A 22,846-nucleotide genomic window follows, 5' to 3' on the forward strand; every position below is an offset into this window, starting at 1 on the left:
GACAAGGAGACTCGTGATGACCGACAACCGGCCCGAGCGCGGTGACAACGCGATCATCGTGCACGACGCCTACAAGCAGTACGGCGACTTCATCGCCCTGGACCATGTGGACTTCGTCGTGCCGAAGGGCTCGCTGACGGCATTGTTGGGTCCCAGCGGTTCGGGCAAGTCGACGCTGCTGCGGGCCATCGCCGGCCTGGACCAGCCCGACAGCGGAACCGTCACGATCAACGGTCGCGACGTCACCGGGGTGCCGCCGCAGCGCCGCGGCATCGGGTTTGTGTTCCAGCACTACGCGGCGTTCAAGCACCTGACCGTCCGGGACAACGTGGCGTATGGGTTGAGGATCCGCAAGCGGCCCAAGGCCGAAATCAAGGAGAAGGTCGACAACCTGCTGGAGGTGGTGGGGCTGAGCGGATTTCAGACCCGCTATCCCAACCAGCTTTCCGGCGGCCAACGACAGCGTATGGCGCTGGCCCGGGCGCTGGCCGTCGACCCGCAGGTGCTGCTGCTCGACGAGCCGTTCGGGGCGCTGGACGCCAAGGTCCGCGAGGACCTGCGGACGTGGTTGCGGCGCCTGCACGACGAGGTGCACGTCACCACGGTGCTGGTCACCCACGACCAGGCGGAGGCGCTCGATGTGGCCGACCGGATCGCGGTGCTGAACAAGGGGCGCATCGAGCAGGTCGGATCGCCCACCGAGGTGTATGACTCACCGGCGAGCGCGTTCGTGATGTCGTTTCTGGGCGCCGTCTCCGAGCTCAATGGTGCGTTGGTGCGTCCGCACGACATCCGGGTCGGCCGCAAGCCGGACATGGCCGTCGCGGGCGGAGACGGCACCGCAGAATCGATCGGAGTCGTGCGCGCCAAGGTGGACCGTGTGGTCGCCCTGGGTTTCGAGGTGCGCGTGGAGATGACCAGTGCGGCCACCGGGGGCGCCTTCACCGCGCAGATCACCCGCGGCGACGCCGAAGCGCTGGCGTTGCGCGACGGGGACACCGTCTACGTGCGGGCCACCCGTGTCCCACCCCTGCCTGGCGACATCGCGATCCCGGGGAGCGGGGGAGTCGGGGGCGCCGACAAAGACCGGAGCACGCTGACGTCGGCCTGACCTTTGTTATCCGTTGTCGCCGATGACCGCGCCCTCGCGGCGGGGATCGGCGCCGCCGGTCCATTCCGATGCGCTTCGGGTGATCGCGGAAAGCCCGCTGGACTGGTCGGTCAGGTTCACCTGATGGCCCAGTGCGCGCAGGCCTTGCACCAGCGGATCGTGGTCGCCGTTGTCGGACCGGTTGATCTCGGGATCCTCGCCGCCGACGTTGGTAAGTGGTGAGTTGTCCGCGCCGAAATCGACCAGGGACACCGCCTGCTGCGGGTTGAGGCCCCAATCCAGCATCGCGACAAGCGTTTTCACGACATACTGGATGATCGTGGAACCGCCGGGCGAGCCCGTCACCGCGTACAGCGCGCCCCGCCCCGCCGGCCCGGGATCGAACACCAGCGTGGGCGCCATCGAGCTGCGCGGCCGCTTCCCCGGCTGGACGCGGTTGGCCACCGGCGATCCGTCGGCCGCGCGCGGGTCGGCGGCGAAATCGGTGAGCTGGTTGTTGAGGACGAAACCGTCGACCATGTGGAACGAGCCGAACGGCGACTCGACGGTCGTCGTGAACGCGGCCGCATTGCCGTAGGAGTCGATGATGCTGACGTGGCTGGTGCCGTGTTCCCTCCCGGGTGGTGCGACGCCGCCGGGCGTGCCGAAGTCCCCCGGCTTGGCGGTCCCCATGCTGTGCTGCGGCGAGATCAGCGCGGCGCGCCCGGCCAGATAGCCGGGGTCGATCAGCGTGGCGAGGGAGCCGCCGGGCAGCGCGACGAAATCGGCGTCGGCGACGTACTTGTCACGGTCGGCGTAGGCCAGCCGCTCGGCTTCGGAGACCAGGTGAACGCCCAGCACACTCGGCCGACCACCGTTGAGGTCGGCGTGGCTGGGCGGGTAGTCGCCCATTGGGAAATGCTCGAGGATTCCCAGCGTGGCCGCCACCGCGACGCCGCCCGACGACGGGGTGGGCATGCCGCAGACCTGCCGGCCCCGATACGACGCGCACAGCGGGTCGCGTTTTTTGGCGACGTAGCCGGCCAGGTCGTCGGTGGTCATCAGGCTTGGGGTGCGCCCACTCGAAGTGTCGCCCGCTGCGGCGGCGATGTCGTGGGCGATGTCGCCGGTGTAGAAGGCGTCGACGCCCGCGGAGGCGATGGCCGACAAGGTCTTTGAGTATGCCGGGTTCGTCAGCCGGGTTCCCGAGGACTTCGGGCTGCCGTCCGGGTTCAGGAAGTATCCGCGCGCCTGCGAGTCGGCCCGCAGCTGCGCCGCCGAGTCGGCGATGGCGGCGGCCAGCCTGGGGCTGATGTCGAAACCGTTGTCCGCCAACGCCTGCGCGGGGGCGAAGAGGTCGCGCCATGGCGTGCGGCCGTGCTCGTTGTGGACGAGTTCGAGCATCCGGGGAATGCCCGGCACCCCGATCGATCGCCCCGAGGCGCGCGCGCTGGGTAGGGGTGCCGTGCGATCGGCGTCGCTGATCCAGCGCAGGTAGTTCTCGTCCGCGCCTGCGGGGGCGGTCTCGCGGCCGTCGTAGGCCTGCACCGAACCGGTGCGCGCGTCGTAGTAGACCGCGAATCCGCCGCCGCCCAGGCCCGAAGACTGCGGTTCGACCAAACCCAGCACCGCCTGGGCCACCACCATCGCGTCGGCGGCCGTGCCACCGTCACGCAGCACCCGGCAGGCGGCCTGGGTCGACAGGGGGTTGGCGGTGGCCACCGCGTAGCGGGCCGTGCGCACCACGGTCATGTCGCTGCGGTATCCGGTCGCGGTCTCGGGGCGGGCCGCGGTGTTCCGCGCCGAAGGGGTTGAGGCCGAAGGGGTCTCGGGCGCCGGCGTGCCGTTGGGTACGATCTCGCACGGACCCGCCGCGTGCGGCCCAGCCGCATGGTTGCCGCCACACGCGGCCAGCCCTAGCACCAGAGCGGTCAGCAGAGCTGCGATCGACGGCGTGTTCAAGCCACGAAGTTTACTGGACTAATCGCGCCAATCCGGCGGCGATCCGACCGACAGATCTCCGCGTCCTGCGGCGGGTGATGCCGTTGTGGGAAGTAAATCGATACGCCGCCAGCTCAGGCCGCTATGCGGTTGACCCACGAGCTGAGCGCCCGGTCGAAGCGGTCGAGCACGGTTTCGGCCACCAGCCGGTGTGCGCCCAATGGTGCCGCCATCGCGATGCCGGCACCGTCCGCGAAGCCCCGCACCCGGTCCGGCAGTAGCCCCGGCGCCAGGAACCACGGCGCGATGACCACCCGTCGGGCGCCCCGCCGGCGCAAGGCGGCGGCCGACTCGGCCAACGAGCGTTCCGGACGAGTCACGAAAGCCGTCGTCGCGGCCGCCCACCGAGTGCCGGCCAGCAGCTTCGGCGCCACCCGCGCGGTGCGCGCGTTGGCCGCCGGGTCGGACGAACCGATCGCCACGACGAGTACACCGAGCCCGTCGTCGAGCCGGGAGGCGCCCGATTGCGTAACCCGTTGGCGCAGAACCGAAATCAGCCGATAGTCCTCGCCGAGCACGTCGGCCTGGGGAACGGCAACACCAGCGCCGGCGATCTGGCGGGGGATGTCGATGCGCGCGTGGTAGGCGTTCGCCAACAGCAAGGGCGTCACCACCGCCTCACCCGACAGCCCGTCGAGCACGTCGACCAGGCTGGGCGCGTTCAGCTCGCAGAAGGCCAGCCGCACGTCCAGGCCGGGACGCAGCTGCGCCACCCGGTCGGCGACGGCCCGCGCGTTGGCCGCCGACCGCGGATCCCTGCTTCCGTGCGCGGTCAGCACGAGCGCGGTCACGACGCGTGCAACCCGCATTCCGTCTTGGCGTGCCCCTGCCAGCGTCCGCTGCGCGGGTCGGCCCCCTCGGCCGGCTTGGCCGTGCAGGGCTCGCAACCGATCGACGGATAGCCGTCGTAGACAAGGGGATTCACCAGGACGTCGTGCTCGTCGATGTAGTTCTGCATATCCTCGTCGGTCCACGTCGCCAGCGGGTTGATCTTCACCAGCTTGTAGCCCTCGTCGAAGGAGATCACCGGGGCATTGGCGCGCGTCGGTGCGTCGCTGCGGCGCAGGCCGGTCACCCACGCCGAGTAGCCACGCAGCGCTTTACCCAACGGGGCGACTTTCCGCAGCCGGCAGCACTTGCCGGGGTCGCGCGCGAACAGATCCTTGCCCAGCAGCCTGTCCTGCTCGGCCACCGTGTGCTCCGGCGTGACGTTGACCACCCTGATGTCGTAGACGGACTCGATCGCGTCCCGGGTGCCGATTGTTTCCACGAAGTGGTAGCCGGTGTCCAGGAACATCACGGGCACGCCCGGCCGCACCTTGGCGGCCAGATCGATCAGCACCGCCTCCTGCATGCTGGACGCCACGACGTAGTTGCACGTCGCCCAGCCGCGCGGCCCGTTCACTCCGCCGAAGTTCGCGTCGGTCCACCTCAGCAGTTCGGTGGCGCCGGCGCCCTCGAGCTCCGCCGCGCCACGGGCGGCCAACTCGCGCAGCTCGTCTTCCGTGTGCCTCATCGCTTCCACCGTCATCGCAAGTCGCCTTCCTCGGCGCGAACGACCCACTGGGCGAATCGTTCGCCGTCGCTCCGGTGCTTGATGAAGTTCCGTACCACCCGATCGATGTAGTCGCCCAGCTCGTCGCTGGTGACCTTGTGTTGGCGCAGCTTTCGGCCGAAACCGCTGTCCAGGCCGAGGCTGCCGCCGAGATGCACCTGGAAGCCCTCGACCGAGCCGCCGTGACCGTCGTCGACCATCTGGCCCTTGAACCCGATGTCGGCGACCTGAATTCGCGCACACGAGTTGGGGCAGCCGTTGATGTTGACCGTGATCGGCACGTCCAGCCGGGAGTTGAGGTCGTCGAGCCGGCGCTCCAGCTCGGGCACCAACTCCTGTGCCCTGCCCCGTGTTTCGGCGAAAGACAACTTACAGAACTCGATCCCGGTGCAGGCCATGAGGTTTCGGCGCCACTGCGACGGGCGCGCCTGTAGGCCGAGCGCCTCCACACCGGTGATCAGGCCCTCGAGCCTGTCGTCGGGCACGTCGAGGATGATCAGCTTCTGGTAGGGCGTGAACCGGATTCGGTTTGAACCGGCCTGCTCGGCCAGGTCGGCCACCGTCGACAGGATGGTGCCGGACACCCGCCCGGCGATCGGGGCGACCCCGACGGCGTTGAGCCCGTTCTTCAGCCGCTGCACCCCGACGTGATCGATCGGATGCTTGACCGGCTCGGGGGCCGGCCCATCGATCAACGGGCGCTTGAGGTATTCCTGTTCGAGAATTTCCCTGAACTTTTCTATGCCCCAGTCTTTGATCAGAAACTTCAGCCGCGCCTTCGATCGCAGGCGCCGATAGCCGTAGTCGCGAAAGATCGAGGTCACCGCGGCCCACACCTCGGGCACCTCGTCCAGGGGCACCCAGGCGCCGACGCGTTGGGCAAGCATCGGGTTGGTGGACAGGCCGCCGCCCACCCAGAGGTCCAACCCGGGACCGTGCTCGGGATGGTCGACCCCGATAAAGGCGATGTCGTTGATCTCGTGCGCCACATCCTGCAGGCCCGAGATGGCGGTCTTGTACTTGCGGGGCAGGTCGGCAAAGTCTGGCTTGCCGATGTAGCGACGCACGATCTCCTCGAGCGCCCAGGTGGGGTCGATCACCTCGTCGAGGGACTCGCCCGCCAGGGGTGAGCCCAGGATCACACGCGGGCAGTCGCCGCAGGCCTCGGCGGTCTGCAGGCCGACCTCGTCCAGTCGCCGCCAGATTTCTGGGACGTTCTCCACCTCGATCCAGTGCATCTGCACGTTCTGCCGGTCGGAGATGTCGGCGGTGTCCCGGCCGAATTCGGTTGAAATCGCGCCCAACGTGCGCAGCGCGGCGGTCGACAGCGCGCCGCCGTCGCAGCGCACGCGCATCATGAAGTACTTGGCTTCGAGCAAATCGGCGTTCTCGTCGCCGGTGAACGACCCGTCGTAACCCTGTTCGCGCTGGGTGTACAGGCCCCACCACCGGAAGCGGCCACGCAGGTCGCTCTTGTCGATGCTGTCGAATCCGCCCTGGGCATAGACGTTTTCGATACGGTCCCGGACCTCGAGCGGGGCGCCGGCCTGCTTCATCTCTTCGTTGGGGTTGAGCGCCTCGCGATTTCCCAGCGCCCACTGGCCCTCGTTGCGAGACTTTGCGGGAGGGGCTGTTGTCATTCCGGGGTTCTCCTTCACGGATGTCAAGGCGTAAGACAGCGCAATTCACCGGTTTATTTCGGCGGCGCAGATCCGGCAGCCAGCTGGAAGTACAGGAGGGCGGGTCTACGAGATCAAGACAGACAGCAACAGCTGCAGACGCGCTTGAGATCGATGTGCCGCCGCGCCACGAGGGCGATGTGCAAGCTGCGGTTGGCGGTCACGGCTGCCATTCTGCCATGGACCGCGACGGGGGTTGCGATCAGGTCATATTTTTCCTCACGTTGACCCAAACTAGGCAGCGACCCTGGATGGTCGGGCAAACGGAGCCAACAATCGCCTGAGAAAACGGCTCGACTCGATCCAGGGCTCGCTTGGACCGCGTTACCTGCGTCGATGCGCTCGCCGACGGGGACGTCGCACGGCCCGAGCCGGCCGCCATGGGAGGATTTGGCATGCCACTTCGCGAGGCCCCGGGCGACCTGCCCGCCCTGCAGCCGAGTCCCGGGCAGCCGTTCGGGCTCTATATCCACGTCCCGTTCTGCTTCATACGTTGCGGATACTGCGACTTCAACACCTACACCCCGGCCGAACTCGGCGGCGTCAACCCGGACGCCTGGCTGAACGCGCTGGGGACCGAACTGGAGTTGGCGGCCGCCCGGTTGGACGGACCGACCGTGAGCACGGTGTTCGTCGGGGGAGGGACGCCGTCGCTGCTCGGTGGCGAGCGCCTGGCCAGGCTGCTGGGCATGGTGCGCGACCAGTTCGCCCTGGCGCCCGACGCCGAAATCACCACCGAGGCCAATCCCGAATCGGCCTGGCCGGACTTCTTCGCGGCGACCCGCGCCGCCGGCTATACCCGGGTGTCGCTGGGCATGCAGTCGGTGTCGCCGCGCGTGCTCGGGGTCCTCGACCGGATACACACGCCGAACCGGTCGGCGGCCGCGGCCCGCGAGGCGTTGGCCGAGGGCTTCGAACACGTCAGCCTCGATCTGATCTACGGCACGCCGGGGGAGTCCGACGACGACCTGCTGCGCTCCGTCGACACCGCGGTCGACACCGGCGTCGACCATGTGTCGGCGTATGCCCTGGTGGTGGAGGAGGGCACCGCGCTGGCCCGGCGGGTTCGGCGCGGGGAGCTGGCAGCTCCCGACGACGACGTGCTGGCGCACCGCTACGAGCTGGTCGACGCGCGGCTGTCCGCGGCCGGGATGGGCTGGTACGAGGTGTCCAACTGGTGCCGGCCGGGCGGTGAGTGCCGGCACAACCTCGGCTACTGGAACGGCGGCCAGTGGTGGGGCGCGGGGCCGGGCGCCCACGGCTACGTCGGGGCGACGCGCTGGTGGAACGTCAAGCACCCCAACGCCTATGCCGAGATGCTGGCCGGCGGCACGCTTCCGGTTTCGGGTTTCGAGCAACTGGACAGCGACGCGATGCACACCGAGGAAGTCTTATTGAAAACCCGTCTGCGACAAGGGCTTCCGTTGGACCGGCTGGGAGCCGCCGAACGTCAACGCGCCGACACCGTGGTGGCCGACGGGTTGCTGGTGTCCGACGGTGAGCGGCTGGTGCTCACCCCGCGTGGCCGGCTGCTGGCCGACGGGGTGGTGCGCACGCTGTTGGGGTAGGCGTTAAACGCCCGGGAACCAGTGCGCGGCTACGCGATTGAACTCGATGTAGAGCGGGATCCCGATGGTGACTTGATAGGAGAAGGTCAAACCCAGTGCTGCGGCCAGCGGAAGCGTCGGGCTGGCCTCGGGGATCGCCAGCCGCTGCACCGCCGGGACCGTGATGTAGGACGCCGCGCCGCACAGCACCGCGAACAGCACGTAGGTGCCCGGCTGGAAGTGGGTGTGGGTCAGGTCCGCGTAGGTGTAGGCGGCCAGGATCCCGAGCGCCGCAAACACATTGGGCGCCAGCAGACCGAAGAGGACGAAGCCGCGCCCGGCGAGCTTGAGGTCGTGCAACTTTCGCGACGCCGTCATGCCCATCTCCAGCAAGAACAGGCAGAGCACACCCTGAAACGCCGCAACGAAGAGCTCGTTCTGGTCGTGAACGACCTTCTGCCCCTGCAGCGCACTGATGAAGCCGATGACGATGCCGCCGATCAGGAGAATGAGCCCGGGGTTGAGGAACACTTCCTGAAAAATCTCGCGGGAGAACACGGGCATTCTCTTGGCCCTCCCGCGGGGTGGGATTTGGTCGGGCTCCCAGTCCGGATGTTCCAGCTTCTCCATCGAGAATTCGAGCTCCTGCTCGACGCCGCGTTCGTGCTCGCTCTCGAGACTCCGGCCGTGCCGGGGGAGGGTAGCGGTGCCGGGACCGCCCGCGACCTTGACCGGCGGGATGTAGCCGGGCTCGCCCGGCATGTAGCCCGCTTCGGTCAGACCTCGATGGCGCAGCCGCACCACCAGGTAAAGGGCCACCAGGCAGCCGGGAATCTCCATGACGGCCAGCAAGACGGGCATGTAGGCGTTGAAGGCCATGCCCACACCCGTCAGGACGGCCACGCAGGTTGCGAAGGTTCCCGCCGAGTCCGACCCGTAGTACCCGGCGACCGTCGCTCGGTCGACTCGCCGCATGGTGGTCATGTACTTCAGCAGCACATAGGCCAAGCATCCGATCACGAAGTTCAGGACGAAGCCCATGACGGCGAAGCCGGCGATGTTGTCGATGTCGGCCGGCTGGACCTTGGCGAGCTCTTCGCCCCCCTGCCAGCCGATCGACACCAACAGGTACATGGTCAGGCCCTGATAGATCACGTACGGGAACTCAAACCGCACCTTGAGGATTGGGATCAGGAACCCGAAATAGAAGAAGAGCAGCAACGGCTTGAAAAGATTGTGCGTGAAGTTCTGCCAGAACTCCTGCAGCATTTTGGCGCCTCCGTGCGACTCAGTCCGGTGATGCGGGAACCAGCAACTGACGCGGGGCGTCCCAGAACATCAATAGAACATTGAGGACTCACGCGGCCCGAGTCAACGGAGTCATCCCGTCTTTACGAACAATTAACAACGGTGGTTCGCACGCGCCGACACCGTCGCGAAGTCCGAATCGCTGTGGCCGATCACCGTGAAGAGGCGCGCGCGTCACGGTGATCGGCCGCGGGCCGCGGGCGCTAGAACCAGTGCGCGACGAGGCGGTTGATCTCGATATACAGCGGGATCCCGATGGTGACGTTGTACGAGAACGTCAAACCCAGTGACGCGGCGAGGGGCAGGGTTGGACTCGCCTCGGGGATGGCCAGCCGCTGGACCGCCGGAACGGCGATGTATGACGCCGCCCCGCAGAGCACGGCGAACAGCACATAGGTGCCCGGCTTGAAATCGGCGTGGGTGGCGGACGCGTAGATGTGGGCGACCAGGATTCCGAGCGGCGCGAAGATATTCGGCGCCAGCAAACCGAAGAAGATGAAACCGGGACCCGCCGACCGAAGGTCTCTCAGTTTCCGCGAGGCCGTCATGCCCATCTCGAGCAGGAAGAGGCACAGCACACCCTGGAATGCCAGCACGAAGAACTTGTCGTCGTCTGCCACGACCTTCTGTCCCTGCAGCCCACTGATGAGGCCGATCATGATGCCGCCGAAGAGAAGGACCAGTCCGGGGTTGAGGAACACTTCCTGCAGGAGCTCACGAGAGAACATCGGCATCCTCTTGGCCTTGCCGATGGGTGGGCTCTGGTCGGGCTCCCAGTTCGGATGCTCCAACTTCTCCATCGCGAGCTCCAGCTCCTGCTCGACTCCCCGCTCGTGCTCGGCCTCCAGGCTCTGGCCGTGCGGGGGTTTTGCCGCCGTGCCGGGGCCGATTCCGACCTTGACCGGTGGCGTGTAGCCGGGCTCGTCGGGCATGTTGCCCGCCGCGTCCATGTTGCGGTGGCGCAGCAGCGCCACGAAGTAGAGCGCCACCAGGCAGCCGGGAATCTCCATGACGGCCAGCATCACGGGCATGTACGGGTTGAACGAGATGCCGACGGCGGCCAGGACGGCCACGCAGGTGGCGAACGTGCCGGCCGAGTCCGATCCGTAATAACCCGCGACCGTTGCTCGGTCGACCTTTCTCAGGGACGTCAGCCAACCCATCAGCACGTAGGCGATGGCCCCGATCAGGAAGTTCAGCAGGAAGCCCAGCACCATGAATCCGACGATGACCGCGATGCTGGAGGCGTTGATCTTGGCGAGTTCTTCGCCACCGTGCCAGCCGATGGCCAGCAGCAGGTACATCGTCAGGCCCTGATAGATCACGTACGGGAACTCGAAGCGCACCTTCAGGATGGGGATCAGGAACCCGAAGTAGAAGAACAGCAGAAGTGGCTTGAACAGATTGTGGGTGAAGTTATGCCAGAACTCTTGCAGCATGGGTGCCTCTCTTTTTGAAGCAGTGATTGGGGGAAGCACCGTTCACGACCGGGGCAACCACGACATCCCGAAACCGGTGCAAAATTTAGCCCCGCCGATAGGGGTCCGCCACTCGGACACAGCTCGAAGTGCGAAAGTTTTACACAGCCTTATTGCAATAGCTGAGTTTCCCAAAGCCGGTGGTCACAGCGTCGCTGGTCGAGGGGCGTATGCGGCGCTTGACGTGAATCCTCTGTGACTTTTCTGGGGATTTGCTGTAGGGAGCGGCGTGCCCTGGATCCGCTCGAGGAAGCCGGCGCCGAGAAAGCGACTGCCGCCCCGTGGCTTCCGGCGCCCCTGAGGAAGGGCTTGTGCGGATTTAGATAGGTTAGGCTACATTTACTAACCGTGACCGAGGTCAGCGTCGAGACGAGTTCCGCCGGCTCCGCGTCACCGCCGATTCCCGTGCCCCCCGACGTGCACCCCGCCGACCTGGCGGCCGAGCTGGCCGCCGCGCTGCCCGAGCGGTTCGGCGAGGAGTACCTGCTCTACGAGCGCGACGGGCAATGGGTGCTGGCCAGCGGTGTGCGGGCGATGGTCGAGCTGGACAGCGACGAACTCCGGGTGATCCGCGACGGCGCCACCCGGCGCCAGCAATGGTCCGGGCGCCCCGGCTCGGTCCTGGGCGAAGCCATCGACCGGCTGCTGCTCGAAACCGACCTGCTCTTCGGCTGGGTCACCTTCGAATTCGGCCTCCACCGCCACGGGCTGCAGGAGCCGCTGGCGCCGCGAACGCCGTTGGCGCGGGTGTTCTGGCCCCGCACCCGCATCGTGGTGACCGCGGAGGAAGTTTGCCTTTACGGCGCCGAAGCCGGCCAGATCGAGGCCGTGCACGGATTGTTGGGCGACGGTCTGGGCGGCGTACCCCACCCCCGCGCGGTCGATGTGACCGCCGACCCGTCCGGCTACCGCGATCGGGTGGCCGCGGCTGTCCGCGAGATCGCCCGGGGCGACTACCGCAAGGTGATCCTGTCCCGTTGCGTGGAAGTCCCTTTCGCGCTTGACTTCCCGTCCACCTACCGCCTGGGCCGGCGGCACAACACCCCGGTGCGGTCATTCTTGTTGCGGCTCGGCGGGATTCGCGCCGTCGGCTACAGCCCCGAACTTGTCGCGGCCGTCGACCGCGATGGCGCCGTGGTGACCGAGCCGCTGGCCGGCACGCGCGCGCTCGGCCGCGGCGCGGCGCGCGATCGCCAGGCTCGCGACGACCTGGAATCGAACTCCAAAGAGATTGTCGAGCACGCCATTTCGGTGCGCAGCTCGTTGCAGGAGATGATCGAGATCGCCGAACCGGGAACCGCGGTGGTCACCGACTTCATGACGGTGCGGGAGCGGGGGAGCGTGCAGCACCTGGGTTCCACGGTCAGCGCGCGGCTGGACGCGTCGAGCGACCGGATGGACGTGCTGGAGGCGCTTTTTCCGGCGGTCACGGCGTCGGGCATCCCGAAGGCGGCCGCCGTCGCGGCCATCCTGCGCCTCGACGACGGCCCGCGCGGGCCGTATTCCGGCGCGGTCGTGATGGTATCGGCGGACGGCGGGCTGGACGCGGCGCTGACGCTGCGGGCGGCCTACGAATGCGACGGGAAGACGTGGTTGCGGGCCGGCGCCGGGATCATCGAAGAGTCCGAACCCGAGCGCGAATTCGAGGAGACCTGCGAAAAGCTGTCCACCCTCGCGCCGTACCTGATCGCGCGGCAGTAGCGCCCGTAGGGACTTTTGGCCCTAGTCGACCGGTTCCCGGCGTGTCATCTTGATGTAACTGCCTGAAACAGGTACTCATCGACACACATAACTGGGAGGACCACGTGTCAGAGGGCTTGACGAACCTGCAGCTACTTCGCGAACTCGAGCCGGTGGTCGAGCAATTGCTCAACCGCCATCTCTCACTGTTCAAGGAATGGAACCCGCACGACTACATCCCATGGTCGGACGGCAAGAACTTCTACGCCCTCGACGGCCAGGATTGGGAGCCCGGACAGAGCCGGCTGTCGGATGTGGCACAAGTTGCGATGGTGCAAAACCTGCTGACCGAGGACAACTTGCCGTCGTACCACCGCGAGATCGCGATGAACTTCACCATGGACGGCCCGTGGGGCCAGTGGGTGAACCGGTGGACCGCCGAGGAGAACAGGCACAGCACGGCGCTGCGTGACTACCTGGTGGTCACCCGGGCGGTCGACCCGGTCGAGCTGGAGAAGCTGCGGATGGAGCAAATGACGCGAGGGTTCAGCCCGGGTCAGAACCACCAGGGTGACATGTTCGCTGACAGCCTGTTCGACTCGGTCATGTACGTGTCGTTTCAGGAGCTGGCCACCCGCGTCGCGCACCGCAACACCGGCAAGGCCGCCGACGACAGCATTGCGGAACAGTTGATGGCGAGGGTCTCGCACGACGAGAACCTGCACATGATCTTCTACCGGGACGTCAGCGCCGCCGGCCTCGACATCGCGCCCAACCAGGCGATGAAATCGGTGCACCGCATCCTGCGCAACTTCAAGATGCCCGGCTTCACGGTGCCGGAGTTTCGGCGCAAGGCCGTGATCATCGCGGTCGGCGGCGTCTATGACCCGCGCATCCATCTCGACGAGGTCGTGATGCCGGTGCTGAAGAAGTGGCGCATCTTCGAACGCGAGGACTTCACCGGCGAGGCCGCCCAAATGCGCGACGACCTCGGCGTGCTGATCAAGGAACTCGAAATGGCCGGCGACAAATTCGACGAATCCAAGCAGCGCTACCTCGAACGGGAGGCCCGCAAGGCCGAGCGGATCACCGCCAGCAGGGTGCTCAAAACCGAAGGCACGCTTACGCTCAGCGGAAGGTAGGCTCGCTCACTTCACCTGTCGCAGATGGTGCTCGCTTTCGCCGGACTGCTCGAGGTAGTCGGCGAGTATGCGGCTCACGAGTGACTCGATGTTCGATTCGATCGACGACGCCAGGGTGGCGGTGACCGTTGCCACGGCTTGGGTGCGGAACCGCACCAGCATGGTGATCAGCTCGGCGATCTCGGCGTCCGGGGGCAGCGCCTGCCCCGGCTTGATGCGGTCCATGACGTGTTCGGCTCCCGCGCGCACCAGCATGTCGCTGATCTTGTCGATCTCGGGCACGATGTGCTCGTGCAGGTCGATCAGCTTGTCCAATTGCACTCCGTAGCCACGGATTTCGTTGAACGCCTCGATGAGTTTCGGCCGGGTGACGGTCGCCCGCGCACCGTCGACGCGGATCACCTGGAGCGCGACCAACCGATCGAATGCGCGCGGGTCGTCGACGAGCCGCTTGGCGTCGGCGAGCGGCATCGTTTCCGGCTTTTCGGTGGTCCAGGCGCCGACGATGGCCGTCTCCAAACCCAGCACGTCGCCGAGGTCCTTGCCCTCCTCCCACGCGCTCAGCATTTCTCGCACGTGCGCGATGTTGTATCCGCGGTCGAGCATCGACGTGATCAGTCGCAGCCGGGTCAGGTGGGTGTCGTTGAACAAGGCGATGCGGCCCACGCGCAACGGGGGAGGCAGCAACCCGCGGTCGCGGTAGACCCGGATGTTGCGGGTGGTGGTGCCGGCCAGCCTGGCCAGGTCCTCGATCCGGTACTCACCGGATGCCGTAATGCCGTGAGGGTGGCGGACCGCCGCGTCGAAAAGCTGCGACACCGCGGTCTCGATCAGCTGCCGGTATTCGCGCGATTGGCGCCGAACCCGCTGGGGTGCGCGCCGCACGTTATGCAGCACGCCGGCGATCGTGCCGGGTTCGGGTCGCGACGGTCGGTCCGGTGTCATGTCAGTGCGGTGTCAGGCGGACGACGTCGCATGCGCCCGGGCGTCGTGCGCCACCGCCTGGTAGTCCTCATACCGGAAATCCCTCATCTGGCGAAGATACTGCGTCGCGAACCCGGGGTACATGGACCCGTTGTACCCATCCTTGGTGAGATACCAACTGCGGCAACCCGACATCCAGGTCGTCTTGGTGAGCCGGCGCTGGATGTGCTGGTTGTAGCGGCGCTGGACATCTTCGCGCACATCGAGATAGCGCAGGTCATTGTCGAGGATGGTGGTGATGCCTCGGACCGCGTAATCGAGCTGACCCTCGATGTAGACGAGCAGGGAATTGTGGCCGGGCCCGGAATTGGGTCCGGTCATGATGAACAGGTTCGGGTATCCGTGCGCGTTGATGCTCTTGTACGCGTGCGCGCCGTCCGCCCATTCGGTGGCCAGCGACCGACCGCCGATGCCGGTGACCGGAAACGGCGGCCCGGTCAGGTGGACGTCGTATCCGGTGGCGAAAACGATGCAGTCGAGATGGTGTTCGATCCCGTCGCTGGTGCGAATGCCGACCGGGCTGAGCGTCGCGATCGGCCAGTCGATCAGCTTGCAGTTGTCGCGCTGTAGCGCGGTGTAGTAATCGCTGGATATCAGCATGCGTTTGCAGCCGGGGGCGAAGTCCGGGGTCAGCTGGCGGCGCAGCCACGGGTCTTTGACCTGTCGGCGCAGGTGCGCCCGGCCCAGCCGGGCGACCAGCGACGTCAGGGGGGTGTTCCAGACCAAAGCCGTGGCGCTGGCCTCGTGGCCCCAGAACAGCGCCTGCCGCGCAAGCTGTTGGGTGGCGGGAACTTTCGCGAACAGGGCTTGCACGGCCGGTGGGGTAGCGAAATCCAGACGCGGCAGCACCCAGCATGGGGTGCGCTGGAAGACCTTGACGAACTCGGCCCGCTTCACCAATTGGGGGACGATCTGGATGGCGCTGGCGCCGGTGCCGATGACGGCGACCCGCTTGCCGGTGAAGTCGTAGTCGTGGTCCCAGCGTGCGCTGTGGATCGTGTGTCCGCCGTAGCTGTCCAAGCCCCGGAGGTCGGGGAAGGTGACGTCGGACAGCGGACCGGAAGCCAGCACCACGGTGCGGGCGCGGAAGTTCTTGCCATTCATCGTTTTTGCCGTCCAGACGCCGGCGACCGCGTTGAAGGTCAACTCGCTGACTTCGTGGCTGAACCTGATGTGACGGCGGACGCCGAACCGGGTCGCCATGTCCTCGAGATGACCGCAGATCTCCGGGGCCGGCGAGTACGTTCGCGACCAGGCCGGGTTCTTGACGAATGAGTATGAGTACAGCAAGGAAGGGACGTCGCAGCTGGCGCCCGGATACGTGGTGTCGCGCCAGGTTCCACCGAGCCGGTCCGCGCGCTCCAGCAGCACGATGTCGTCGACCCCGGCGTCGCCCAGGCGGATTGCCGCGCCGAGCCCGGTGAAGCCCGCTCCGACGATCAGCGCCGCATACGTGTGGTCGCCTGCCATGGTCATGCTGCGGGTTTGTAGGTGAGTTCCCTGAACCAGCTGGGCACCGGTCGCAGCAGTGGTTTGGGGTACCGATCCGACAGCCACACCATGGAGTTGGCCAGCAGGTGATAGGGGTGATCGGGGTTGACCACCATGGCGGCGTGTCGTTTGAGCAGTTGATACGCGGGCACCCGCCAGGTCCACTCTCCCCGCTCGCCGAGTTGCCTGAAACGCTTGACCGCGTTGTAGAGTCGCTCGGGCTCCATGCCCATCCCGGCCAGCTCATTGCGCACCCGATTGAGCAGCGGGATGTACATGAGCGTCCCGATGATGACACCCGGCGAGGCGACGGTGCCGACGAATTCGATGGCCAGGCGACGCGCGTTGGCGTAGCCGATCATGTCGAGCACCTCGAAATCGACCGCGATGTGCCGTGATTCGTCATTGTTGATCTTCTCGAACACCTGGTGGCACACCGGGTCTTCCACGGTGTCCAGCAGGAACTTCAGCAGCGCGCCGTCGAGGGCGACCTCCAGCATCGGGATGACGGTGCCCAGCACCGACAGCGGCATGTCGTCGGCGTAGGTGTCCAGCCACTCGATCGCCAACCGGATGTTGACGTTCGGCCTGGGGACTTCGTCGTCATCGAGCATGCCCCAGCGCTTCATCAGCGCCATCTCGGCGTTGGCGTGGCGTTGTTCCTCGGCGTGGAAATACCGATAGATCTCCGCCACCGTCGGGTTGGGCGCCTTTTTGGCCAGCGCGGCAAAGCCGCGGGCTCCCACGTTTTCGATCCAGCACAGGTCGGCCATGAACGCCTTGAGTTTCGGCCGGAACTCGGGGCGAATGCTCTCGGCACCCGGCGCGTCCCAATCGATGTCGGCGAGGGCCCACTGACGATCCTTGATCTTGGCGAGCATCGATTCCATGTCGATGGCCATCAAGCGCTCCTTCCGCTCAGCCGGTTCAACGCGTGTTACGGCGTTACGGGAATCAGAGGTTGGCCGCCACCCGCGATATCAGGCCGGTCGCACGCGTGTATGCCTGCGGTGCCAGCCGTTTGGCGCTCCAAATGACCTTGGCGTCGAGCTGCGGCATGCAGTAGAGCTCGCCGCGATCGTGTGCGTCCAGGCACAGCCGCGCGACCTTTTCGGCGGAGAATCCCGTCCAGCGCATCAACTTGGCCGCCCTTTCCCGGGCCTCCTCGCTGATATGGCCGGATTCGACGATGTTCGTCTTGACGAAGCTCGGGCAGAGCACGGTGACTTTGACCCCGCTGCCGGATAATTCGGCCGCGAGGGTTTCCGATAGCGAGAGCACGCCGGACTTGCTGACGTTGTACGCGGCCATGCCGGGAAGCGAACTGAACGCCGCGCCGGAAGCGACGTTGATGATGCCCCTCGGCGCGTGCGACGGGCCCGCGTCACGCAGGATCGGGGTGAACACGTGGCAGCCGTGAATGGGGCCCCACAGGTCGACGCCCAGGGTCCAAACCCAATCGTCCAGTGGCGCTTCGCCGATGGGCATGCCGCCGGTAGCGACGCCGGCGTTGTTGATGACCAACGTGGGCGGCGCCGTGAACCAGTCCTGTGACTGCTCGGCCAGCGCGCTTACGTCGTCGAATCTCGAGACGTCGCAACGGATCGCGGTGGCCTTTGCGCCCCGTTCGGTGATCGCGGCGGCGATCCGTCGGGCGGCGGCTTCGTCGATGTCGCCGCAGACCACCGCGCAGCCGCGGCGGCCGAGTTCAACAGCAAACGCCGCTCCGATGCCGCTACCGGCGCCGGTCACCACCGCCGACGCGCCGTGGCTGGTCGTGTTCGACCTTTTCAGCAGCTTGTCCAGCGGGCCGAGCATCATCAGCCTGCCGCCGCCGGAACGCCGTCCGTCATGCAACGTAGTCAATCGCAAATGGTGACATTAGTCAATGTCAGTTTCGGACGACTGAGTGTCGCGTGCCGCAGTTGAGCCAGGCGGGGTAACGGTTCGAACACGTTTCGGCCACCCCGCGACACGTCGTGCGCCACCGCGCATTTCGTGGCCGACAATCCGGGGCATGACGCAATCGCGGGAGCCCGACGATGGCGCGTGAGATCTCCCGCCAGGCGTTCCTGCGGGGCGCCGCCGGGGTGTTGGCCGCGGGCGCCGTTTTCGGATCGGGCCGAGTCGGCTCCGTCCGGGCCACCGCCGCTCCGGCCGCGTCCGGCTGGGACGGCCTGTCCACGGCCCTCGGCGGGAAGGTGCTACTGCCGGCCAGCCCCCAATTCGGCCCGGCCAAGCAGGTTTTCAACACCAACTACAACGGCTCCGCGCCGGCGGCGATCGTCACCCCGACATCGGCGGCGGACGTGCAAAAGGCGATGGCGTTCGCCGCTGCCAACAACCTCAAGGTCGCTCCGCGCAGCGGCGGCCATTCCTACATCGGCGCGTCCACGGCCAACGGCGCCATGGTGTTCGACCTGCGTCAGCTGCCCGGCGAAATCAATTACGACGCCGCCACCGGGCAGGTCACGGTGACCCCCGCGACCAGTCTGTACGCGATGCACCAGGCGCTGGCCGCGGCCGGCCGGGGCATCCCGACGGGCACGTGCCCGTCGGTCGGCGCCGCGGGACATGCCCTGGGCGGCGGGCTGGGCGCCCAATCCCGGCACGCGGGCCTGCTGTGTGACCAGTTGACGTCGGCGTCGGTGGTGCTGCCCGGCGGCCAGGCGGTCACCGCGTCGGCCGCCAGCAATCCCGACCTGTTCTGGGCGCTGCGCGGCGGCGGCGGCGGCAATTTCGGCGTGACAACCTCGCTGACCTTCGCCACGTTCCCCACCGCCGATGTCGACGTCGTGAACGTCAATTTCCCGCCGCAGTCGTTCGCGCAGGTCTTGCTCGGCTGGCAGAGCTGGCTGCGCACGGCCGACCGCAACAGCTGGGCACTGGCCGACGCCACCGTCGACGCGATGGGCACGCACTGCCGGATCATGGCGACCTGCCCGGCCGGGTCGGGTGGGAGCGTGGCGAGCGCGATCGCGTCGGCCGTCGGGATGCAACCGACCGGGACCGACAACCACACGTTCAACTACCTGGACCTGGTGCGGTACCTGGCCGTCGGGAACCTCAACCCGGCGCCGCTCGGGTATGTCGGCGGATCCGACGTCTTCACCACGCTCACCCAGGCCGCGGCCCAGGGGATCGCCTCCGCGGTCGATGCCTTCCCCCGCGGCGCGGGCCGCATGCTGGCGATCATGCACGCCCTCGACGGGGCGCTGGCGACCGTGGCGCCCGGGGCCACGGCCTTCCCCTGGCGCCGGCAGTCCTCGCTGGTTCAGTGGTACGTCGAAACCGGTGACCCGGCGGCGGCAACCAACTGGCTCAACACCGCACACCAAGCGGTGCAACCGTATTCGGTTGGCGGCTATGTGAACTACATCGAGGCGAACCAGCCGCCGTCGCGCTACTTCGGCCCGAATCTGTCCCGGCTGAGCGCCGTGCGGCAGAAGTACGACCCGGGCCGGGTGATGTTCTCCGGGCTGAGCTTCTAGCCGCACGTCGGGTGGTGCACCGGCCGGATGCGTGTCTAGACTTCTCACCCGTGCACGACGCGAAAGGCGCTGCGCGTGAAGCGACGGGCCGTCGTCAATCGGTCCGACGGTGACCCAGGTCCAGGAGCGTGCCGACGGCGGGCAACCGGCGCCCACACCGTTGCGCAATGCGCTGTACCGCAACCTGTTCATCGCGCAGTTCGTCTCCAATATCGGGACGTGGATGCAAAACGTGGCGGCCCAATGGTTCTTGATCGAGGACCACGCCAGTGCCGCCGTCGTGTCACTGGTCCAGACGGCCAGCCTCGGCCCGACGCTGCTGCTCGGTTTGTTCGCCGGAGTGCTCGCCGACCTGTTCGACCGGCGGCGGCTGTTGATCGTTCTGCAGTCGTACGCGGTTGTGGTGGCGCTGGCCCTGGCGGCGCTGACCTACGCCGGTCACCTCAGACCGACGTCGCTGTTGCTGTTCACCGTGGCCATCGGCTGCGCCTCCGCGCTCACCGCACCGGCCTGGCAGGCGATTCAGCCGGAGGTCGTCCCGCGCGAGCAGATACCGGCCGCCGCCACCCTGTCCAGCGTCTCGGTGAACGTCGGCCAGGCGATTGGACCCGCGATCGGCGGCATCGCCGTGGCGCTGGCCGGCCCCGCGGCCGTCTTCGTGATAAACGCAATATCGTTTACCGGCATCATCGTCGTCCTGCGGGGCTGGAAACGGCCCAAGCAAATCGCGCCGATCGAGCGAGAACGCATCGACCAGGCGATCGGCACCGGATTGCAATACGTGGTGCACAGCCCGATCTTTCTCAGGATCTTGTTGCGCGCGGCCCTTTTCCTGTTTCCCGCCTCGGCCCTTTTGGCTCTGTTGCCCGTGGCCGCTCACCACCGATGGCACCTGGGAGCCGGCGGCTACGGTCTGACCCTGGGGGCCATCGGCCTTGGCGCGACGCTCGCCGTCGCGGTCGCGACACCGCTGCGCCGTAAGGTGTCGGCCAACATGCTTTTGGCGGTGTGTGCCGCGGTCTACGGTCTTGCCCCGGCGGCGGTGGCGTGGCTGCCGTTCGCGGCGGCGATGCCCGTTTTGGTGTTGGCGGGGATGTTCTGGCTGATCACGTTGTCAACGTTGAACGCGGCGGCGCAGCTCCACTTGCCGCAATGGGTCCGGGCCCGCGGGTTGTCGGTGTATCTGCTGGTCTTCACGGGTTCTATGGCGATCGGCTCGTACTTCTGGGGTGTCGTCGCCACGCGGGAGGGGCTGGAGATCGCACTGACGTGCTCGGCGGTGCTGCTGGGCGTTGCCGCCCTCAGTGTCGCCGTGCTTCCGCTACGGGCGGCAACCGGGCTGCTGAGTCGCGACATTTCCACGTGCTGGGCGTCCCCGATGCTCGTGTTCGAGCCGCGGCCCAGCGATGGGCCGGTGCTGGTGACCGTCAACTATCGGGTGCGGCCTGAGAACCTCGACGATTTCGTGAAGGCGATGAGCGCGGTCAGGCGGTCGCGCCTGCGAACGGGCGGCCACAGTTGGCGGCTGTATCGCAGCGCCCAAAGTCCTGACACGGTCCTCGAGCGCTTCACCGTGGCGTCCTGGGCCGAGTTCGAACGCCAGCACACCGAGCGTTGGTTGGATTCCGACCACGACGCCGCCGCGAAGGCGTTGAGCTACACCGTCGACCACACCCGACGGCACCGGTATTACCTCGCCCTGCGTGTGCAGCGCTGAATTCACGCCGTTATGACCCGCCCAGCCGACGGGCGATCGCCTGTTTGTCGATCTTGCCGATCGGCGTGACGGGCAGCGCCGCCATCGCGACCAGCACGTCGGGCCGGGCGTGGGCGGCCGCGCCGCGCTCGTCGAGGTGCGCGTTCAGCTCCGCGAGGGTAACCGGTGCTCCGGCGAAAACAACTGCCGCGCAGATCCTTTCGCCGAGGTAGGGATCCGGCAGGCCAACCGCCGCCGCCGAACGGATCGCGGAATGGCTCAGCATATGCTCTTCGAGCTCCGCCGCCGCGACGGTTTCACCGCCGCGGCAGATGACGTCCTTGACCCGGCCGGTGACCACCAGGTAGCCGTCGTCCCTGCGGCGGACGAGGTCGCCGCTGCGGTAGAAGCCGTCGGGACCGAAGCAGCGCTCGTTGTCGCGCTCGGCGCGGAAATAGCCGTTGAGCGTGTACGGTCCGCGCACCAGCAGCTCGCCCTCTTCGCCGGGCGCCACCGGCTCGCCCGCGGCGTCGACGATGCGCAGTTCGTCGGCGGCGCACAGCGGCCGCCCCTGGGTGTTCTCAATGACTTCCGGCGGGTCGTCGAGCCGGGTGTAGTTCAGCAGTCCCTCCGCCATCCCGAACACCTGCTGCAGGCCCGGGGTCAGCGCGGCGCGCACCAGGCGGGCGTCCGCCGGCTCCAGTCGCGCCCCGCCAACCTGCAAGAGCCGCAACGACTTCGGCGTTACCGGCTCCCAGTCACACGCCTGCGCCCACAGCTTGGCCAGCGCCGGCACCAGAGCCGTGACCGTGACGCCGTGGCGCGCGACCGCGGCGAAGGCGGCCTCCGGGCTGGGATCGGCGCCGAACACGGTCGTGGCGCCCACCGCCATGGCGCCGAGCAGACCGGGGCACGCCAGCGGAAAGTTGTGGCCCGCAGGCAGCACTGCCAGGTACACGTCGTCGGCGCCCAGCCCGCAGACCTCGGCGCTGGCGCTCGCGTTGAAGAGGTAGTCGTCGTGGGTGCGGGGGATCAGCTTGGGGGTGCCGGTGGTGCCGCCCGAAACCAGCAGCAGGGCAGGCGTTTCCGGATCGGCCGGCGGCACTGGGGGCCGGCCGGCGTTTTCTTCGCACAGCTGCGTCCACGGCGTGAATGCCCCGGGGTCGCCGTCGATGATGACGTGCTGCAGCGCCGGATGATCGTCGACCAGGCCGCGCGCCATCGTCCGGTAGTCGAAACCGCTTGCGGCGTCCGGGATTATGAGACCCGTCGCCTCGCTGACCGCGGCGAAGTGGGCCAATTCGGCGGCCCGGTGGCCGGGGAGACACATCACCGGGATCGCCCCGCCCCGCAGCAGCCCGAACAGCGCCACCGCGAACGAACAGCCGTTCGGCAGCTGCAACAGCACCCGGTCGCCGGGCGCGATGCCCAGCCGCCCCAGCCCGGCCGCCGCGCGGTCGGCCCGCGCGTCGAGTTCGGCGTAGCTCAAACCGCCATCCGCCGGGGCGTCGACGACCGCGAGGCGGCCGGGCCCGCGCAGCGCCGCGTCGGTCAGCAGCGCGTCCAGCGTCCGTCCCGCCCAATAGCCGGCCGCCCGGTAGGACGCGGCCCGATCGGCCGGGAACGGCACGAATCCCTCGGGGCCCGGGCGCCGCGGCGTGTTCGGGGCCATCGGACTCCTTGGTTCGGGGGGTGGTAGCGGCG

At 67.5% G+C, this 22,846-nt stretch carries 18 protein-coding genes; 6 read left to right on the forward strand and 12 right to left on the reverse strand.

Annotated features, from left to right (window positions below; translation table 11 throughout):
• The first annotated feature begins 16 nt into the window (after positions 1 to 16).
• A complete protein-coding gene (locus VMD50_RS27045; RefSeq protein WP_325432571.1) occupies positions 17 to 1,111 on the forward strand; it encodes a sulfate/molybdate ABC transporter ATP-binding protein in 1,095 nt (364 codons plus the stop codon).
• Positions 1,112 to 1,117: 6 nt separating this feature from the next.
• Here the strand turns inward: VMD50_RS27045 and VMD50_RS27050 are convergent, their stop codons facing one another.
• From VMD50_RS27050 to VMD50_RS29945, 5 genes are all read right to left on the reverse strand, one after another.
• Entirely contained in the window at positions 1,118 to 3,052 is a 1,935-nt protein-coding gene (locus tag VMD50_RS27050; RefSeq protein WP_325432573.1) for a gamma-glutamyltransferase family protein, read from the reverse strand.
• A gap of 113 nt (positions 3,053 to 3,165) precedes the next feature.
• The gene (locus VMD50_RS27055) at positions 3,166 to 3,882 is read right to left on the reverse strand and encodes a sirohydrochlorin chelatase (RefSeq protein WP_414686189.1); all 717 of its coding nucleotides are present in this window, start codon (positions 3,880 to 3,882) and stop codon (positions 3,166 to 3,168) included.
• A complete protein-coding gene (locus VMD50_RS27060) occupies positions 3,879 to 4,607 on the reverse strand; it encodes a phosphoadenylyl-sulfate reductase (protein WP_414686190.1) in 729 nt (242 codons plus the stop codon). The genes VMD50_RS27055 and VMD50_RS27060 overlap by 4 nt, the downstream gene beginning before the upstream one ends.
• A gap of 11 nt (positions 4,608 to 4,618) precedes the next feature.
• A complete protein-coding gene (locus tag VMD50_RS27065; RefSeq protein WP_325432578.1) occupies positions 4,619 to 6,286 on the reverse strand; it encodes a nitrite/sulfite reductase in 1,668 nt (555 codons plus the stop codon).
• A 113-nt stretch (positions 6,287 to 6,399) separates the two neighbouring features.
• A complete protein-coding gene (locus VMD50_RS29945; protein ID WP_414686191.1) occupies positions 6,400 to 6,498 on the reverse strand; it encodes an Ms4527A family Cys-rich leader peptide in 99 nt (32 codons plus the stop codon).
• Positions 6,499 to 6,720: 222 nt separating this feature from the next.
• On the opposite strand from VMD50_RS29945, the gene hemW reads away from it, so the two are divergent.
• The gene (gene hemW / locus VMD50_RS27070) at positions 6,721 to 7,893 is read left to right on the forward strand and encodes a radical SAM family heme chaperone HemW (protein WP_325432580.1); all 1,173 of its coding nucleotides are present in this window, start codon (positions 6,721 to 6,723) and stop codon (positions 7,891 to 7,893) included.
• Positions 7,894 to 7,896: 3 nt separating this feature from the next.
• Here hemW and VMD50_RS27075 read toward each other — a convergent pair whose 3' ends face one another.
• Both VMD50_RS27075 and VMD50_RS27080 read right to left on the reverse strand, forming a co-directional pair.
• A complete protein-coding gene (locus tag VMD50_RS27075; protein ID WP_325432582.1) occupies positions 7,897 to 9,141 on the reverse strand; it encodes a sodium-dependent bicarbonate transport family permease in 1,245 nt (414 codons plus the stop codon).
• A 242-nt stretch (positions 9,142 to 9,383) separates the two neighbouring features.
• Positions 9,384 to 10,619, reverse strand: a complete 1,236-nt coding sequence (locus VMD50_RS27080; protein ID WP_325432585.1) for a sodium-dependent bicarbonate transport family permease — start codon at positions 10,617 to 10,619, stop codon at positions 9,384 to 9,386.
• Between the two features lie 387 nt (positions 10,620 to 11,006).
• Between VMD50_RS27080 and VMD50_RS27085 the strand changes: the two genes are divergently transcribed.
• Together VMD50_RS27085 and VMD50_RS27090 are read left to right on the forward strand one after the other, a co-directional pair.
• The gene (locus VMD50_RS27085; protein WP_325432590.1) at positions 11,007 to 12,359 is read left to right on the forward strand and encodes a salicylate synthase; all 1,353 of its coding nucleotides are present in this window, start codon (positions 11,007 to 11,009) and stop codon (positions 12,357 to 12,359) included.
• Between the two features lie 104 nt (positions 12,360 to 12,463).
• The gene (locus VMD50_RS27090; RefSeq protein WP_325432592.1) at positions 12,464 to 13,480 is read left to right on the forward strand and encodes an acyl-ACP desaturase; all 1,017 of its coding nucleotides are present in this window, start codon (positions 12,464 to 12,466) and stop codon (positions 13,478 to 13,480) included.
• Between the two features lie 6 nt (positions 13,481 to 13,486).
• On the opposite strand, the gene VMD50_RS27095 is transcribed toward VMD50_RS27090, so the two are convergent.
• Genes VMD50_RS27095 through VMD50_RS27110 form a run of 4 tightly spaced genes read right to left on the reverse strand, consistent with a single transcriptional unit; the run spans position 13,487 to position 17,773 of the window.
• On the reverse strand, positions 13,487 to 14,425 hold the full coding sequence (locus VMD50_RS27095; protein ID WP_325432593.1) for a MerR family transcriptional regulator: 939 nt from the start codon (positions 14,423 to 14,425) through the stop codon (positions 13,487 to 13,489).
• Between the two features lie 12 nt (positions 14,426 to 14,437).
• A complete protein-coding gene (locus VMD50_RS27100; RefSeq protein WP_325432595.1) occupies positions 14,438 to 15,940 on the reverse strand; it encodes a flavin-containing monooxygenase in 1,503 nt (500 codons plus the stop codon).
• Positions 15,937 to 16,857: a ferritin-like domain-containing protein gene (locus VMD50_RS27105; protein ID WP_325432597.1), complete on the reverse strand. Its 921-nt coding sequence runs from the start codon at positions 16,855 to 16,857 to the stop codon at positions 15,937 to 15,939. Before VMD50_RS27105 ends, VMD50_RS27100 begins: the two co-directional genes overlap by 4 nt.
• A gap of 52 nt (positions 16,858 to 16,909) precedes the next feature.
• On the reverse strand, positions 16,910 to 17,773 hold the full coding sequence (locus VMD50_RS27110) for an SDR family NAD(P)-dependent oxidoreductase (protein WP_325432655.1): 864 nt from the start codon (positions 17,771 to 17,773) through the stop codon (positions 16,910 to 16,912).
• 224 nt (positions 17,774 to 17,997) lie between these two features.
• On the opposite strand from VMD50_RS27110, the gene VMD50_RS27115 reads away from it, so the two are divergent.
• Entirely contained in the window at positions 17,998 to 19,446 is a 1,449-nt protein-coding gene (locus tag VMD50_RS27115) for an FAD-binding oxidoreductase (protein WP_325432599.1), read from the forward strand.
• A 109-nt stretch (positions 19,447 to 19,555) separates the two neighbouring features.
• Positions 19,556 to 21,163, forward strand: a complete 1,608-nt coding sequence (locus VMD50_RS27120) for an MFS transporter (RefSeq protein WP_325432601.1) — start codon at positions 19,556 to 19,558, stop codon at positions 21,161 to 21,163.
• Between the two features lie 10 nt (positions 21,164 to 21,173).
• Here the strand turns inward: VMD50_RS27120 and VMD50_RS27125 are convergent, their stop codons facing one another.
• A complete protein-coding gene (locus VMD50_RS27125; protein ID WP_325432603.1) occupies positions 21,174 to 22,814 on the reverse strand; it encodes a (2,3-dihydroxybenzoyl)adenylate synthase in 1,641 nt (546 codons plus the stop codon).
• Between the last annotated feature and the right edge of the window lie 32 nt (positions 22,815 to 22,846).

The sequence above is a fragment of the Mycobacterium sp. genome, assembly GCF_035506235.1.
Classification (GTDB): domain Bacteria; phylum Actinomycetota; class Actinomycetes; order Mycobacteriales; family Mycobacteriaceae; genus Mycobacterium.